The sequence below is a fragment of the Pseudoalteromonas sp. J010 genome (assembly GCF_003934235.1).
GTDB classification, from domain to species: Bacteria; Pseudomonadota; Gammaproteobacteria; order Enterobacterales; family Alteromonadaceae; genus Pseudoalteromonas; species Pseudoalteromonas peptidolytica.
The window spans coordinates 37,137-54,316 of the sequence record NZ_RDBW01000009.1 but is presented as its reverse complement, the minus strand read 5'-3'; the positions used below and the strand labels follow the sequence as shown (position 1 = coordinate 54,316).

Sequence of the window (17,180 nt, the reverse complement as noted above, 5' to 3'; positions counted from 1 at the left end):
CCACAAATGATCAAAGATCATAGAAGATCCTTTATAATTTTTTAATTAGGCCATAATTCTTTTTATGTATATAGCGCGCGCAACAAGACGTTAGAAGGAGAAGTGAATGAAAAAAGTAGCAGTAATTTTTAGTGGCTGTGGTGTATTTGACGGTGCAGAGATCCATGAATCGGTACTAACCTTACTTAATCTAGAAAAAGTAGGAGCAAGCTACCAGTGTTTTGCACCTAATATTGATCAGTTCCATGTGATCAACCACCTAACAGGCGAAACACAAGAAGAACGTCGTAATGTACTAGTGGAAGCTGCACGTATCGCGCGTGGAGAAATAGCAGATTTGGAGACCCTCAATGCAGATGAATTTGATGCACTTGTCATACCTGGCGGCTTTGGTGTCGCGAAAAACCTGTCTGATTTCGCTTTTAAAGGTGTCGAATCAACGATTTTAGAAAGCATGAAAATCGCATGTCGTGCGTTTAACAGCCAGCAAAAACCAATAGCATATTTATGTATTGCACCGGCGCTCATCCCACATATTCATGCACCAGGTACGCTTGCAACCATAGGCTCTGATGTTGATACCGCAGCTGCTATTAATACGTTAGGAGCAAAACATGTTGAGTGCACAGTATCTGACATCGTAGTTGATGAAGGTGAAAAAGTGATATCCACACCAGCGTATATGTTGGCATCCTCGGTGCTAGAGGCAGCTTCTGGAATTGAAAAAGCCATCTCAAAGTTAGTAGAAATGGCTTAATATAGAAATTTACGAGTCTGTCAGACTTATCCAAGTTAGCAGACTCTAATCCATTCTTAGGTAAATTGCGTATCTTACTTAAAGCGTATTCGTGACAACCACAAAACTTGGCTGTGGTTCTACGAATTTGGGCAAAAAGCTTGCCCTAACGCAATAAATTAATGGTTTTAACCATTTATACTCAAGTTTACGTTTTATAAATGAACAGGTGGCGTTATAATCGCAATAATTCCGTCATCCATCATCGTGATTGAACACGTTCAAACGAAGTGAGCAAGGTAAATGAAAAAACTTTCAGCAGCACTTTTATTGCTATCAACAGCCGCAGTTGCGCAACCATATGACAATTCTTTAACTGAAGAAGCGATTAAACAACGCCTTCAGCCAATCGGTTCAGTATATTTAGCTGGTGCTGAAAGTGCAGCAGCAGCGGTACCAACTGGCCCTCGCTCAGGCGAACAAGTTTACCAAGCTTCTTGTTTTGCTTGTCACGGTACTGGCGCGCTAGGTGCTCCTAAAACAGCTGATGACTGGGCTGCACGTCTAGCCAAAGGCTCTGAAGTACTACTAGACCATGCGATTAATGGGTTTAATGCAATGCCACCTCGTGGTACTTGTATGGACTGTTCTGATGATGAAATCGCAGCAGCTATCGAGTTCATGACAAAAAACTAGGTATTAGCTCGTTGCTGTCATGGTAACCAAAAATACATTAAAAAGTGCAGCCTTTATCGCTGCACTTTTTCTCTAAAATATCATGACAATTTATACCAATTATCTTAATTAAGCGGTCTATTTTAAGGCATGAAAGGCTTACTATTTATTTGTTCTAAATAAGAAATTTTTAACGCAGTTAGCGTCAGATTTACTCCTTCAAATTGAGCAAGTATTAATGCTAATTGGTATGACAGATCAAGCCACAAAACAAGCTTGTAGGAATGAGAAAATTGCACTTGACCACTTAGGTTAAAAGTGAAATTATTAAGCTCAATAATTAAACAAAAATAAGAACCGGTTTTCATCATTGGAAGAGCCACAACAACAGGTTAAGAGACTATCTCGACGAGCCGCAAGATTAGAGTCTTTACTAGAAAAATATAAAAGAAAGTCTCAACTTCAACACACATTAATTCAATTATCAGAACAGGCAAGTACTGTTGCTGAGTTAACCCTGTTGTACCCCGCAATTCATAATATTCTTTCTCAATATCTACCAAGCAAGAGCTTCTATGTGGTATTACAAAACCGCTTTACACAAGCACTTGAACTTTCTTACTTTGTAGATGAAAAAGATGCTGTGGCTATTCCCTTACATGAGGCACATCACTTCAAAGATGGCGTTACAGGTCATGTTTTTAAAACTGGCAAAACAGTTTACCTCACCAAAGAAGAGATGTTGTCGCGAGCAAAGGCTGGTGAGTTCAAAATCCTTGGTAGCCAAGCAGAACATTGGGTAGGGGTGCCAATATATCGCGATGGCGCGATTATTGGTGTTATGGTGTCACAAAGCTATGAGGCTGAACAGTCATACAGTGAGCATCAAGTTGAGCTGCTTGAAGTGATGTCGCTATACCTAGCCACTGCAATCGAGAGAGTCAAAAAACGCGAATTACTCGAGTCAGAAGTTAAGATACGCACTCGCGCGTTAATGCAAAGCAATGAAGCGCTGAACAAGGAAATTGATAATCGTAAACGTGCGCTAGAAAGGCAGCAGATCTTGTTTCAAATATCAGAACTAGCAACTCAGTTTTCTGATATCGATGATGTTTATAAACAGGTTCATGACATTATCCGGTCAATTACCTTTGCCGATAACTTGTATATCGCGCTTTATAATAAAGAAGAACAATGGCTAACCTTCCCCTATAGTGTTGATGAAAAAACTCGCTATAAAACCAGATCTTTTGCAAAAGGATATAGCGAGCTGGTTATTCGCACAGAGCAAAGTCAACTGATCGACAGCACTCGAGCCAAAGCTCTCGCGATGGAGGGGATTGTAGAGCGACCAGCGGGATACAACCATAATTTAGCCGCGACAAGTTGGCTCGGTGCTCCATTAAAAACCGCCACTGGCGTTATTGGCTTAATAGCATGCCAAGCGTATGATCATAAATATGAATTTGACTATGACGATGTTGAGCTAATTTCGTTTGTATCAAATCAGATTGCATCGGTATTACAGACTCATTTAGCAAATCAGGCATTAAAGATCAGTCACCAGCAACTCGAACATCGCGTTGCAGAGAAGACCAAAGAATTACAGCAAACGAATTTGCATTTACAAATGCAAATGGAAGAGCGCAAAAAAATAGAGCAGCAGCTATATCACGACGCCCACCACGACTCACTTACCGGTCTACCAAACCGCAGCCTATTTTTAACCCAACTTGAAAAAACACTGAAGAAACATCACCGCTATCCTGAAGATAACTTTGCTGTGCTGTTTATTGATTTAGACAAGTTTAAAGATATTAATGATGAACTTGGTCATCAGGCTGGCGATCAGTTTTTGGTTTGGGTATCACAATCTTTCTCAGAGTGTATTCGTGAACATGACTTGCTAGCCAGACTAGCAGGTGATGAATTTGTGGTTTTACTTGATCATCTAACCGATCGCCAACAAGCAGAAGACGTGGCGAAACGGATAATCAAGGTCATGCAACAGCCATTTTGCCTCAAAGGCGTATGTATGCAAAGCGGTGCAAGTATCGGCATAACGTATAGTAACAAGCTATATCGCAATACCGATGAAATTATTCGAGATGCAGATGCTGCAATGTATTACGCAAAGAATGCCGGTCGTGGCCGCTACGAGTTTTATCATCCGCTACTCAGTGCCAGCTCTAGCGCTCAGAAACAACATGATCAGCACCACCTTGATAAGCTACCAACACATTTTCGCTATACCGAGATAGTCAACTGGTCGGACAGTGCAGAGCCCATCGGATTTATCGAGGCTTTTGGTGAACACCCAGTACTAGGTAGCACAAGCTTTGATATTCTAAAGAAGTTTGCAGCTGAAAAACCCCAACACCTTGAGATCGAATTGCAATTACTTAAAAAAGCTCAAGATGTTGCGGCTTGTCGGAATGACGACATTTTATTTAACTGTTCAACCATGTTGTTGGAAAACAACCATTTTGATGTGCTAAAGCAACAGTTAGTCACTGAAGGTAACGCACTTTGCTTATTGTTTGAAGAAAGTGAAATTCGTTTTGCTTCTAGTCAGCAAATTTTAAACTTAAAGTCGTTGGCTGAAATGGGGATCCCTATCGGGTTAAATAACTTTGGCAAAGATCGTTGCGATCTTACCCTGATCAGCCAAATTGACTTTACCTATGTTCTACTTAGCTCTACCTTTAGTAAACGTGTACTTCAGCAAACGAGCTATGAGGTTCAATTGCAGGGCATTTTGGCCGTTACCCAAGTAAAAGGCATTAAAGTCATTGCTCGTGGACCTGCAATATTAAATTTCAGAAGTTTGTTAGAAAAGCATGGCTTGCAGCTGTTTTTTGGCAAGCAACAAGCTTTAGATAAAGGGCAAGAAACATGCGCCTTTATCCCTACTTTTGATAACGAATCAATCCCTTCTTAACATAGCGCGTAGATTCGCCACGTTAGATTTTCCTTTTTCCATTCGTTCTGCCTGTGTCGCCACAGGCTTTTTACCTTCAATTTGCAGATCGTCTTGAGGTAACTCTTGCACAAAGCGGCTCAACTCAGGAGTGATCTGCTCACCAAATTGACGGCGACTTTTTGTATAAGTCAACGTTAACGTTTGCTGAGCACGAGTGATCCCTACATAAGCCAAACGCCTTTCTTCTTCAACATTGTCTTCATCGATACTAGTTTGATGAGGTAACAGGCCTTCTTCCATGCCAACCATAAACACGTGCGGGTATTCTAATCCTTTAGAAGCATGTAACGTTAACAGCTGCACGGCATCAGAATCATCCTCTTCCTCATTGCGCTCAAGCATATCCCTCAGCGTCAGTTTACTAACAACCTCTGACAAGGTCATCGCCGGATTATCTGCATCCCCTGTTAGCATATCACTGATCCAGCGATATAATTCCGAGACATTTTTCATCCTCATCTCTGCCGCTTTAGCACTTGGGGATGATTCGTATAGATAAGCCTCGTAGTTGATTTCTCGGATCATATCTTTAACGGCTTCCAAAGTATCACCCCGAGTGGCTCTATCAGAAAGCTCAACTACCCAACGAGCAAATCCCATTAAGGCCTTTAGCCCTCGTCCCGCCATACGCTCTAAAAGTTCAGACTCAAAGCATGCTTCAAATAAACTAATATGACGTTCATTGGCAAAACTGCCAAGCTTTTCTAAAGTCACCGGGCCAATCTCACGTCTTGGTGTATTAACGATACGCAAAAACGCATTGTCATCATCTTGATTTACCAAGAATCGTAAATATGCCATGATGTCTTTGATTTCACTGCGAGTAAAAAACGACATACCACCACTGATTTTATAAGGGATACGGTTGGTCATTAAAGCTTTCTCAAATACCCGAGCTTGGTGGTTTCCGCGATAAAGCAAAGCATAGTCCCGATAACTCGTGCGCTTCATAAATTTATGCGAAATAATTTCAGCTACTACCCGCTCAGCTTCGTGCTCTTCGTCACGGGTAGCAATCACCCGAATAGGATCACCGTACCCTAGTTCACTAAATAGTTGCTTATCAAACTCGTGTGGGTTATTCGCGATTAGGATATTAGCTGCTTTTAAGATCCGTCCAGCACTACGGTAGTTTTGTTCTAATTTAATCAGCCTTAAACCAGGAAAATCTTTACTTAGTAGTACTAGGTTTTGTGGTTTAGCACCACGCCATGAGTAAATCGATTGGTCATCATCACCTACCACAGTGAAGCGAGCACGCTCCCCCACTAAGCGCTTTACGAGCTGATATTGGCTGGTATTGGTATCCTGATATTCGTCGACTAATAAATAACGAAAACGCTGCTGCCAACGCTCTCTAACATCAACCGACTGATTCAGCAGCAATGTTGGGATCATGATGAGATCGTCAAAGTCTAGTGCGTTATATGCACGAAGCTGAGTCTGGTAACGGGCATACAACTGAGCGAACAGCGCTTTTTGAGGCTCTCGAGCTTCTCGAATAGCACGTTCGGGTAAAATCAGTTCATTTTTCCAATTACCAATCTGCATTTTTAGCAAGTTAAGTAGATCTTTGTCACGCTCCAGCTCTTTTTCAGTCAGTTCACTTAACAACTGGTTGGTATCTTGATCATCAAACAAAGAAAAACCTGGCTTGTAGCCTAAGGTTTTAACCTCTTTTTTTATGATCTCCAGACCCAATGTATGAAAAGTCGAAACCCACAGCCCCTTAGCTTCTTGTTTACCTAATGTTTGCGCTACACGTTCACGCATTTCTTTGGCGGCTTTGTTGGTAAAGGTGACCGCAGCGATATTTCTCGCTTTGTATTCACACTGTTGTACTAAGTAGGCAATTTTATTGGTAATAACACGGGTTTTACCAGAGCCTGCCCCCGCTAACACAAGGCATGGGCCACTAATATACTTTACTGCTTCGTCTTGTTTTGGGTTGAGCTTCATGCAACTAATCCGGTTATCTTCTCGCTTGGCGCACTTTTGGTTACAACTTTGAGTGCAGAGGGGTTGAGGAATTCTTATAAACTAAGCGCGCTAGTTTACCGTATCAATGTAAAACTATGAAGCGAACCTTTTCGACCTCTCGTGCATAAGGTAAGATGGTACATGTATACTGACTCGCAAGCTAAGGTAAGAAAATGATTAACCCAGCCAAAATTGAAGAGATTGCCAAACAGATTTCAAGCAATATGCCACAAGGTGTTAAGAGCCTTGCCGAAACGTTTGAAGCCAGAACCAAGCAAGCTATTCAAAGTAAACTATCAGAGATGGACTTCGTCAGCAGAGAAGAATTCGATATTCAAAGCAAAGTATTGATCCGCACCCGTGAAAAGCTAGTAGAGCTCGAAGAAAAAGTAGCACAGCTTGAAGCGCAACTGGCTGACAAGCAAACAGACTCTCACGAGTAATACCGTACTGGCAGCACTGCATTGGTGTTTTGCTGCCATCTCATTGTATGGTGTTTAATACCAATTAGCCTTAATTGTTGGTATAACATCAAGGTTTTGTGGACGCAGTATATTAGTGCTGTAACCTGTATAGCCTGACGCTAATATCATAGACATCCGTTGTTCGCTTGCAGTTTAAGAGCAATAGCGTTGATTCACACCGAGTAACGACTTTTCATAGCACAAAGATAGCTGCTCACTGTCTGCCACTGCACCAACAACCTCATTTAATAATCCGTCAGCAAGGCCATATACCCAACCGTGTACGGTCAGTGTTTGACCACGCAACCACGCATCCTGCACAATGTTGCTCTGACAAACATTGCGCACTTGCTCCACCACATTAAGTTCACATAATGCCGCGCATTGTTGCTCATCAGCTATGCGCTCAATAATTGCCTGATGCTTCTCTTTGACATCAGCAACATGACGAAGCCAGTTGTCAATTAGTCCAAACTTTGCATTATCTAGCACCGCTTGAACACCACCGCAACCATAGTGGCCAACTACCATAATATGGTCGACTTTAAGTACTTCTACTGCATACTGCATGACCGATAAACAATTATGATCAGTATGTACCACTACATTTGCAACATTACGGTGAACAAATAGTTCACCGGGCATTAAATCAACAATTTCGTTGGCCGGTACTCGAGAATCTGAGCACCCTATCCAGAGATAATCAGGGTTTTGCTGCTGCGACAACTTTTTAAAAAATTCAGGATCACTGGCATTGGTGCGCTCTGCCCACTGCTTATTGCGATCGAGTAAATGGCTCAGCGGACTCGAACTAGAATTACACATTAGTGGCTCTCCGGCTAACGTTCAGCCTGTATCAAAATATTCCTTGGGGTGAGTGACTTTTCGCAAAAAGTACTAAGCTCAACATCATACCCCGATGCTTGTAAATATAAAGCTCTATCTAGCACTAACCATATTTCAATGGCACGACGGAACAAATGACGAACCAACTCAATTCTGTCAGTAACTTGCTTTCTCTGGCCACCAATCAGCTCATACCTCTCAAAATCGATGCTTGCAGGTAAGGTGATTTGTTTTTGCTCTGCCGCCCAGTAACAAAATTCACTAAACGTCCCTGAAAAAATGGCTTTATTCACAGAGGGAACCGAGACATAGTTATCACTACCATCCAACTCTCTTCTCAACGCATCAAAACCCAGTCGCCAACTCACTTCTTTTTTGCGAACTGCCGCGACTCTGCCCGGTGCGGTGACGGTTTCTTGTAATGCTAGCTTCATATCATGATGAGATAAGTTCAGCGCACTGGCGCTAGCTTCTACGCTCATCGCTTCATACTGTTGTGGTGTAAAAAGGTGATAGCAGCAAGGAGAAAGCGATAGCTTTTTCATTCCATTATCAACAGCTTGGCGGATAAATACACGGTGTAATTCACCACAAGCATGTAATGCAATACCATGGCGATTTTCAACAAAATGGTGATGAATATCATCTTTGAGTACATCAGCACAATGAAAGTGAAGGTTTAGATTCTGTCGTTTTGCACTCTCCTCTCCTTGACGACATAAATCTTGTTGTAGCTCAATACTATTGACTTCAGGCGCACCATGGTAGGCAAGCATACGCCCTAAGTGCCCTTTACCAGCACACCATTCAAGCACAGCAGACTTGGTTTCGTTTATAGCAGCAACAAAGTCTTGTAGCTGCTCAAGCTTACGCCCTTTAATTCCATTACTTAGCCAAAATGGCAGTGCATCTCGATGGCCTTCAATCTTAGGCAGCATACAAAGGGTATGTAATTGCTCCAGTTCAGGGATAGTACTTTTGAAGAAATCACGATGCGCTTGCTCGTTGTTGTCTAACTCATGTACTGCCTGATCGCTAAGTTGCAGTAACGTAGACTCAAGCTCAGGCCAAGGAATGGCTAAATGCTCAAATGCAACGATCTGCCAATACTGACGAGTATCAAATAATAATTTATCTAAACGTAGAAAACGCGTACTTAAGTCCAAAGTAGTTACAACCACCAGCAATACAATATGCTTATTCTAGCGTAAATGTGACTTATTTTTCCGAGAAAAGATGAGCTGAATATACATGGGAATACAAACTAAGGTTAAAACAGCGGCAATCACCAACACCCAAGATAATGAGGCCGGATCTTGTTTGACTTCTGAGTAAATAAAATCAGCCTTATGTTCGTGAAATTGGCTTACATCCAAATGATACAGCTGCGCTATCCACAGCCACTTTGCAGCTGACATTTTTCCGATAGGGATACCCGAAACCCTAATAAAATCTTTGAGCTTCTCTGCTTCATAAGCCAATTGTGCGAGTGACTTATGAGTTGCATAGTTCGCTTTGGTAACCGCAAGCGATTCTTCTAAATGGAGCATTGCATATCGCCAACCTTTAAGGCTGGCACGGCGAAATCGCATTACCTGCTGCGGACGATCGCGTAACATTGCTTCGGTCGTAAATAGCACGTCTGCGTAGACATTTAAGCCAAACTGTTTAGGGCAAATTTCTCGAGTCGCTACGCCCAACTGCTGTGCCTGATAAGGTTCGTTTGTGCTATAAACCTGCATCGCATCAAACTTTCCAGCGATGAAATCATCAAAGGGTTTCTTGCCCGAGTAGAGCAACATGCTGTCGGTATTTACACCGGCTCGTTGCAACATCATCAGCAACTCACCATTTTCAGTATGCCCAAGGTGGCTGATGCGTTTTCCCTGAAAATCACGTGGGACATATATCCCGCTTTGCGCTTTAACCATCCAACAGTAAGGAGAGGATTGTAATAATGCAGCCAGCGCCACAAAAGGTTTTCCTTCAAGCCGTTGTTTTAGTAAACCAGAGTGAAACACACCAAATTGCGCTTGTCCGTATAGCACACGAAAGTCAACATTTGGGTTGTTCGGATCAGCGGGGACGATGATAACGTCAAGCCCTTCTTCTTGATAAAAACCCTTTTCTTTTGCCATATAGTATCCAGCAAACTGGAACTGATGCGTCCACTTCAACTGAAGCGTTACTTTCTCTAATGCCTGTATTTGGGTACTGAAGATAAGAAGCAATAACACTGCAAAATACTTAGACATTATGTCCTTATTTCTTGTGCGAGAATAATGGCTAACTATAGTCGATGGGCAGAAGCTTGCCATAGCAATAGACGCGATTTCAAAAACAGCTTAAGGAAAGTGAGTGCTATACACGATATACAGTACAGTTTTCAAAATGCTCTGCGAGTAGGTTTTTAATATGATGATGAATTTGGTCGCGACTTCCTGTGCATGTAATGTCGTAACCATTACCATTTTTTTGTTCTATCAGCCCCAAGTAGTTTTTGCCTATCGCAATAGACTCTATACGCGCTATCGGTATAGTCACTTTTCCGATCCCATGTGAGATGATCAGTGTATCGCCTACCTTTGTTAATAATGATTCCACTCTTTGGTTACCATATCCGTCACCGCCTAGTACCATAGATAACATCAGCATTAAGCAAGCTGTAGAGAAGAAGATACCACTTTGAAAATCTGGCCAACATATCACTAGCACTACGTAAAGGCCTGCTAGTAACACAAGCTTCTTTATTAATGCAGTCCATCTTGATTTAGTTTTACCAGACTGTAACACTCGTCTCTCCCGCTAAATTAACTCCTCGAGATGGCAAAGCGCCCTCTCATTGCTCTGTGAAATTAAATTGGCAATAATATTCTCTAAGCGCCAAACATAACCCCACTAGCCTGCTTTTTGCTTTTGCAACTGCTCACCATATAAAAAGCGCGCAAAGCAAGGGTTCTGTGTTTCCTCTTGAAATTGATACGCCAGCTTGGCTAAATGAGCATCAAAACATTCATAATCCTTTGGTTCTACCTCAAACGCTGCTAATACATTACCCTGTGCTGCACCGTGATTTCGATAGTGAAATAATGTTATATTCCAGTTACTGCCTAGCATATCTAAAAACCGCGCCAACGCCCCTGGATATTCTGGAAACTCAAATCGTAATAGACGCTCGTTCATTACCGCAGGAGGCTTTCCACCTACCATGTATCTAACATGTAATTTCGCAAGCTCGTTGTCTGATAGGTCATCAAACTGATACCCATTTTGATGTAATGAAGTCCTCAGTTCATCCAGCTCACTTTGCCCATTTCTCAAACCTACGCCAACAAAAATCTGTGCTTCTCCACAGCCAGCATAGCGATAGTTAAACTCAGTGATTGCGCGTCCACCTAAAGAGTGACAAAAGCGTTTGAAGCTACCTTTTTCTTCAGGAATTGATACGCCAAGCAATGCTTCATGCTTTGCACCTAATGCTGTTCTTTCGGCAATATATCTAAGCCTATCAAAATTCAGGTTAGCTCCAGATAGGATTGCAGCAACACTTAACCCTTTTTCACCAGTTTGTGCCAGCCACTTTTTTAAACCTGCTGTTGATAACGCCCCAGACGGCTCTGCAGTTGCTCTTATTTCAACAAAAATATCTTGCACCGCAGCGCATATTTCATCGGCATTAACTGTGATCACCTCATCACAAAACTTTTGTGCCAGTCTGAAGGTCTCAGTACCAATAAGCTTAACTGCAACACCATCAGCGAAGCCACCAACTCTCTCTAATTCCACAGGCTTGCCAGCTGCCATTGCAGCCTTAAGACAAGCACTGTCATCAGCTTCTACTCCAACAATACGAATGTCTGGCCGCAGTGATTTTAAATACACCGCCATACCCGCGAGTAGACCACCACCACCAACCGGTATAAATACCACATCCAACTCATCAAGCTGTTGAATAAGCTCTCGCGCTACCGTACCTTGACCAATTATCACGTCTTTATCATCAAATGGAGGAACAAATACACCACTTTGCGCTTCACACAACTCCAAGGCATATTGTTTTGCAGCATCAAAGTGATGGCCATGTAAAATCACTTCACCACCGAGTTTACGCACGGCATTCACTTTTATTTCTGGCGTGGTCACAGGCATTACAATAGTGGCATGCTGACCTAAATGCGTTGCACTTAGTGCAACTCCTTGAGCATGATTACCCGCTGAAGCGGTATACACCCGAGACCCTTTCGGCAACTGACGCAGTTTGTTGTATGCACCACGCAATTTGAAAGAATAAACCGGCTGTTGATCTTCTCTCTTTAGCCAAATCTGATTACCAAGCTGGGCTGACATTTGCTCTAATTGATTGACTTGCGTTACCTCAACGAGCGGTGCCACATTCGCTTGAATGATGGCTCTGAAGTAATCAAGCTCTTGGGAAACCATCGCTAGCTCAACTCCTCAAGTTTTTGTAAGTCACGAACAGCACCTTTGTCAGCGCTAGTTGCAAGGAGTGCGTAAGCTTTCAATGCGGGACTCACATAGCGCTCTCTATTTAGTGGCTTATAAGCATCTTTACCACGAGCCAGCTGTTTTTCATGGCGCAGTGCTAGTTCAGTTTCATCAAGCTTTACATCAATACTGCGGTTATAGATGTCGATAGCGACAACATCGCCATTTTCAACCAGCGCTAAATTACCACCACTGGCAGCTTCTGGAGACGCGTGACCAATAGAGAGCCCTGAAGTACCGCCAGAAAAGCGTCCATCGGTGAGCAAAGCGCAGTCTTTGTCTAGACCCATCGACTTCAGGTAACTGGTTGGGTATAACATTTCCTGCATACCCGGGCCGCCTTTTGGCCCTTCGTAACGAATGATCACTACATCACCTTTTTTAACTTGGCCGCCCAGTATCCCCTCGACTGCATCGTCTTGAGATTCAAATACCACAGCAGGCCCCGTAAAGCGCAGCATTTCATCGGCCACTCCTGCACTTTTCACGATACAGCCGTCAGGCGCTAAGTTACCTTTTAATACGGCAAGGCCGCCGTCTTGCCTAAAGGCATGCTCGATAGAGCGAATACAGCCGCCTTCACGGTCTAAATCTAGCTCGTCCCAGCGACACGCTTGACTCATTGCTTGGGTAGTACGGATCCCAGCAGGTCCCGCACGATAGAAAGTTTGTGCCCGTTCATTATTGCTATCTGCGGCATTCCAGCGCGCAATAACCTCACCTAGATTTCCGCCAGCCACATGCCCTACCGACAAGTCTAATTTATCCCCTTTAGCAAGCTCGTTTAGAATGGCCATAATGCCACCTGCACGGTGTACATCTTCAATATGATATTGCTGTGTTGCTGGCGCCACTTTACACAAAAATGGGGTACTGCGAGATAAACGGTCTATGTCGTTCATATCAAAGTCGACAAAACCTTCTTGTGCCGCCGCCAATAAATGCAGCACCGTATTGGATGATCCACCCATCGCAATATCTAGTGTCATGGCATTCATAAATGCCGCTTGATTTGCAATATTGCGTGGCAGCACTTGCTCATTGTCTTTGCCATAGTATTCATCACATAAAGCCATGATGCGCTTTGCTGCGCCCAAATACAGCTGTTGACGGTCTTTATGTGTCGCTAGTGTTGTACCATTACCAGGCAACGCTAAACCCAGCGCTTCTAATAAGCAGTTCATCGAGTTTGCAGTGAACATACCTGAGCATGAGCCGCACGTAGGGCAAGCAGAGCGCTCTACTTGCTCAGACTCCTCATCACTGACTGTTGGATCCGCTCCTTTTACCATGGCATCAACAAGATCCAACTTTAAATCGATATCCGCTAAGCGAGTTTTACCCGCTTCCATCGGGCCACCGGAAACAAAGATCACCGGAATATTCAACCGCAGTGCGGCAAGTAGCATACCTGGGGTGATCTTGTCGCAGTTAGAAATACACACCATAGCATCAGCACAATGGGCATTGACCATGTATTCGACTGAATCAGCAATTAAGTCTCTCGATGGCAGCGAATACAGCATACCGCCGTGCCCCATGGCAATGCCATCGTCAATTGCTATGGTATTAAATTCACGAGGTACGCCGCCTGCTTCTGTTATCGCATCAGCCATCAATGCGCTGAGTTGATTGAGGTGAACATGACCCGGAACAAACTGGGTATATGAATTTACAACTGCAACTATAGGTTTATGAAAGTCACTGTCGGTCATTCCTGTTGCTCGCCACAACGCACGGGCGCCCGCACGTTGCCTGCCTTCAGTCGTTGTTTTACTCCGTAATTTAGCCATGTCTCACCTTACGCTCGGTTTTCCGAGTTCCTCATTCCCAAAATTTACAATGCTTTGGTTCAGGGTGCATCACCCTGAACCAATAAGATTAATCGTTTACGTACTCTAACCAGCCGTTTTCGTCTTCAGCCTCACCCTTTACAAGTGCAAAGTATGCTTGCTGCAGTTCCTCTGTGATTGGACCACGCCCGCCGTTACCGACAGGGATTTTGTCAACGCTACGAACCGGTACAACTTCAGCTGCGGTTCCAACCATAAAGAATTCATCCGCCAAATACAGGGCTTCACGTGCAATCGCCTCTTCACGCACTTCATAACCTCGCTGCTTGGCTAAATGAATAATAGTGTCACGGGTTAGGCCCGGTAAGATGCAGGCTGTCGTGGGTGGCGTATAAAGCACGCCTTTTTTCACCACAAACAAGTTTTCGCCCGCACCTTCACTGAGATAACCATTCACATCTAGCGCAATTCCTTCAGCATAACCATTGCGTTTCGCTTCGCCTGAAATAAGCTGAGAAGACAGATAATTACCACCAGCTTTTGCTGCAGTTGGCATGGTATTTGGCGCCAAGCGACTCCACGAAGACACACATACATCCACACCTTGCGCTAAGCCTTCTTCACCTAGGTACGCGCCCCACTCCATGGCAGCAACTGTCATATCAGCGCGATGTGATTTTGGATTCAAGCCAAGACCTACATGACCTAAAAAGGCAAATGGACGAAGATACGCATTGGTAAAGTTGTTTGCTCGTATCGTCTCTTTACACGCAGCAATTACTTCCTCTTTTGTATATGGGATCTCCATACGGTAGATTTTTGCAGAATCAAATAAACGCTGGATATGATCGTTTAAACGAAAAACCGCAGGGCCATTTGGCGTGTCATAAGCACGGATCCCTTCAAAAACTGAGCTGCCATAATGCAGAGCATGACTAAGCACATGAGTGGTTGCTTGAAAGTAAGGAACCATTTCACCGTTGTGCCAAATAAGTTCTGATGTCTGTGTCATTGTTTAACTACCTTAATTAATTCTTTTAAATTGCCTGTTTCTGTAGTGTGTGCAAGTCAACTGCCTGCACCTCTACTAGCTTACTCAGTTGTGAGGTTAATAAATAGATAGGTTTGTCACTATCTACTGTCATTTTGACGTGGAATAAGTCATCTTGCCCTTGAAGCTCTAAATTAGTAAGACGAAATCCCCGATGTCTAGCCACTCGTAAAAAGCGTTCTATCGCAATACTCTGTTGTTTTACTGCAACGGTTAAATGGTGTTTCATGAAAAGTTCTCCGTCATCATTTCATCATTGGCAGCACCTGGAGGAACGAGTGGCCATACGTTTTCTTTATCATCAATACAAGCGTGAAGAATATAGGGGCCTTGCGCACTGACCAGTGCATCCACAGCCTCATCAACTTGACTGGCGTGAGTAATTGTCTGCCCTGGAATACCAAACACAGCAGCCAATGCGACAAAATCTGGATTATCTGACAAGTCTGTTTCGCTGTAACGACCGTCAAAAAAGAGCTGCTGCCACTGCCTCACCATACCTAATCTTTGGTTATCAAGTATCAAAATTTTAACGGGTAAGTTGTTTCTACGAATAGTTGCCAGCTCTTGAATATTCATCATGATGGAGCCATCGCCAGATACCGTGATCACTGTATTATCTGGACGTGCTATCTGTGCACCAATTGCAGCTGGCAGGCCAAATCCCATAGTGCCCGCACCACCGCTGCTTAAGTGATTACTCGGGTGGCTAAATTTCATGTGCTGCGCCACCCACATTTGATGTTGACCGACATCGCAACATACCACTGCAGTTTTTGGCAGCTTTTGGCTTAGTTGATTTAGTAAATAAGGGGCAAAGACTTTTTCACCGGGATAATCATAACGCCACGCATGTTGTCGTTGCAGCGTTGCAATTGTTTCAAGCCATTGCGTGTTAGTAACCACACACTCAAGCTGTGGCAGCGATTGCTTCAAATCAGCAATCAGTGATGCAGCCGCTGGTTTTCGTTTACCGACTTCAGCAGGGTCAATATCTAAGTGGATCACCTTAGCGCCAGCAGCAAACTTTGCTAAATTCCCCGTCACGCGGTCGTCAAATCGAGCCCCGATACACACCAATAAATCACATTGCTGTACAGCTAAGTTGGCAGCCTGAGTGCCGTGCATACCCAACATACCAAGGTCAAAGTCATAATCAGGTGTAACACTGCCTAGTGCTTTTAGAGTCGACACTGCCGGCATCCGTGTTTTTTCTAAAAACTGCATCAACTGAAGCTGAGCATCAGCGTTTTGTACACCACCGCCGATGTATGCAACTGGCCTTTTTGCTTCACATAGTAATTGATTAGCTTTCCCTACCTCGGCTTGTGATAGCATTGGACATTCATCTTGTGGCGCTGCAAATGGATGAAAAGGCACATTTGCGAGCTGAATATCTTTTGGAATATCAACTAAAACTGGGCCAGGGCGACCGGATTGGGCAAGGTATATAGCTTCTTGGAGCACCTCTGCAAGGTCTTCTGAGCGTTCAACCATGTAACTGTGCTTTGTACAAGATAAGGACATACCTAGTACATCGACTTCTTGAAACGCATCCGATCCAATCGCAGCAGTTGGCACTTGGCCTGTAATGGCAAGTAAAGGCACTGAATCCATCATCGCATCTGCAAGCGCAGTGATAAGGTTAGTCGCTCCGGGGCCTGATGTTGCAAAACATACCCCTAACTTCCCGGTACTACGCGCATAACCGACGGCAGCAAATCCGGCACCTTGTTCGTGACGAGTCAAATAGTGCTTAACAGGCGCACCGTACAAAGCGTCGTAAATTGGCATGATGGCTCCCCCAGGGTAGCCAAATACGTGTTTGACGCCTTGCTCTTCTAGCACCTTGATAACAAGTTGTGCGCCGGTTGTTGAATTGCTCATGTTCTGCTCTCAGTTGCCTTTTTTGCCCTAAAACGAAAACGCCCCCCGAACCTTGTGGTGCGGGGGGCGCTTATGCTGATGGTTTTCTTACAGCACTAACTAGCCCCCGCGGTAATAATAATCACCACGCTGATAATCACGACTAGTAGAGTTGCTGTTAGTAACATTGCTTGAATTCCGAAAATTTAACTTTGCTAACGACTAGGTATAAACACTGCGTTGCCTCTTTTTCTATTAATACCGCGCGAACAGCACCCAA

Annotated in this window: 15 protein-coding genes; 4 read left to right on the top strand and 11 right to left on the bottom strand. The window is 43.7% G+C overall.

Going from position 1 to position 17,180, the window contains the following annotated elements; genetic code table 11:
• Positions 1–106 precede the first annotated feature (106 nt).
• The gene (elbB, locus tag EAG18_RS06150; protein ID WP_125251512.1) at positions 107–757 is read left to right on the top strand and encodes an isoprenoid biosynthesis glyoxalase ElbB; all 651 of its coding nucleotides are present in this window, start codon (positions 107–109) and stop codon (positions 755–757) included.
• Positions 758–1,039: 282 nt separating this feature from the next.
• Positions 1,040–1,432 (top strand): cytochrome c5 family protein, encoded by a 393-nt coding sequence (locus tag EAG18_RS06145; protein WP_125251511.1) that lies wholly within the window; start codon positions 1,040–1,042, stop codon positions 1,430–1,432.
• A 122-nt stretch (positions 1,433–1,554) separates the two neighbouring features.
• Here the strand turns inward: EAG18_RS06145 and EAG18_RS06140 are convergent, their stop codons facing one another.
• Positions 1,555–1,782: a hypothetical protein gene (locus EAG18_RS06140; RefSeq protein WP_125251510.1), complete on the bottom strand. Its 228-nt coding sequence runs from the start codon at positions 1,780–1,782 to the stop codon at positions 1,555–1,557.
• Here EAG18_RS06140 and EAG18_RS06135 point away from each other — a divergent pair.
• Positions 1,782–4,352 (top strand): diguanylate cyclase, encoded by a 2,571-nt coding sequence (locus EAG18_RS06135; protein ID WP_125251509.1) that lies wholly within the window; start codon positions 1,782–1,784, stop codon positions 4,350–4,352. The genes EAG18_RS06140 and EAG18_RS06135 overlap by 1 nt on opposite strands.
• Here EAG18_RS06135 and rep read toward each other — a convergent pair.
• Entirely contained in the window at positions 4,338–6,353 is a 2,016-nt protein-coding gene (gene rep / locus EAG18_RS06130) for a DNA helicase Rep (RefSeq protein WP_125251508.1), read from the bottom strand. The two genes, EAG18_RS06135 and rep, sit on opposite strands and share 15 nt — an antisense overlap.
• Positions 6,354–6,547: 194 nt before the next feature.
• Here rep and EAG18_RS06125 point away from each other — a divergent pair, with 194 nt between their 5' ends.
• Positions 6,548–6,817, top strand: coding sequence for an accessory factor UbiK family protein (locus EAG18_RS06125; RefSeq protein ID WP_125251507.1), 270 nt, complete (start codon positions 6,548–6,550; stop codon positions 6,815–6,817).
• Positions 6,818–6,991: 174 nt separating this feature from the next.
• Here EAG18_RS06125 and can read toward each other — a convergent pair whose 3' ends face one another.
• The 9 genes from can to ilvG form a co-directional block, all read right to left on the bottom strand.
• A complete protein-coding gene (gene can, locus EAG18_RS06120) occupies positions 6,992–7,663 on the bottom strand; it encodes a carbonate dehydratase (RefSeq protein WP_125251506.1) in 672 nt (223 codons plus the stop codon).
• 14 nt (positions 7,664–7,677) lie between these two features.
• The gene (locus tag EAG18_RS06115) at positions 7,678–8,850 is read right to left on the bottom strand and encodes a methyltransferase (protein WP_125251558.1); all 1,173 of its coding nucleotides are present in this window, start codon (positions 8,848–8,850) and stop codon (positions 7,678–7,680) included.
• Between the two features lie 36 nt (positions 8,851–8,886).
• The gene (locus EAG18_RS06110) at positions 8,887–9,939 is read right to left on the bottom strand and encodes an ABC transporter substrate-binding protein (RefSeq protein ID WP_125251505.1); all 1,053 of its coding nucleotides are present in this window, start codon (positions 9,937–9,939) and stop codon (positions 8,887–8,889) included.
• Positions 9,940–10,045: 106 nt separating this feature from the next.
• Positions 10,046–10,477, bottom strand: a complete 432-nt coding sequence (locus EAG18_RS06105; RefSeq protein WP_125251504.1) for a hypothetical protein — start codon at positions 10,475–10,477, stop codon at positions 10,046–10,048.
• Positions 10,478–10,582: 105 nt separating this feature from the next.
• A complete protein-coding gene (gene ilvA / locus EAG18_RS06100) occupies positions 10,583–12,124 on the bottom strand; it encodes a threonine ammonia-lyase, biosynthetic (protein ID WP_125251503.1) in 1,542 nt (513 codons plus the stop codon).
• A gap of 2 nt (positions 12,125–12,126) precedes the next feature.
• Entirely contained in the window at positions 12,127–13,983 is a 1,857-nt protein-coding gene (gene ilvD, locus EAG18_RS06095; protein ID WP_125251502.1) for a dihydroxy-acid dehydratase, read from the bottom strand.
• Between the two features lie 88 nt (positions 13,984–14,071).
• Positions 14,072–14,995, bottom strand: coding sequence for a branched-chain amino acid transaminase (locus tag EAG18_RS06090; RefSeq protein WP_125251501.1), 924 nt, complete (start codon positions 14,993–14,995; stop codon positions 14,072–14,074).
• Positions 14,996–15,020: 25 nt separating this feature from the next.
• On the bottom strand, positions 15,021–15,263 hold the full coding sequence (gene ilvM, locus EAG18_RS06085; RefSeq protein WP_125251500.1) for an acetolactate synthase 2 small subunit: 243 nt from the start codon (positions 15,261–15,263) through the stop codon (positions 15,021–15,023).
• The gene (ilvG, locus tag EAG18_RS06080) at positions 15,260–16,921 is read right to left on the bottom strand and encodes an acetolactate synthase 2 catalytic subunit (protein ID WP_125251499.1); all 1,662 of its coding nucleotides are present in this window, start codon (positions 16,919–16,921) and stop codon (positions 15,260–15,262) included. The genes ilvM and ilvG overlap by 4 nt, the downstream gene beginning before the upstream one ends.
• Positions 16,922–17,180: the final 259 nt, after the last annotated feature.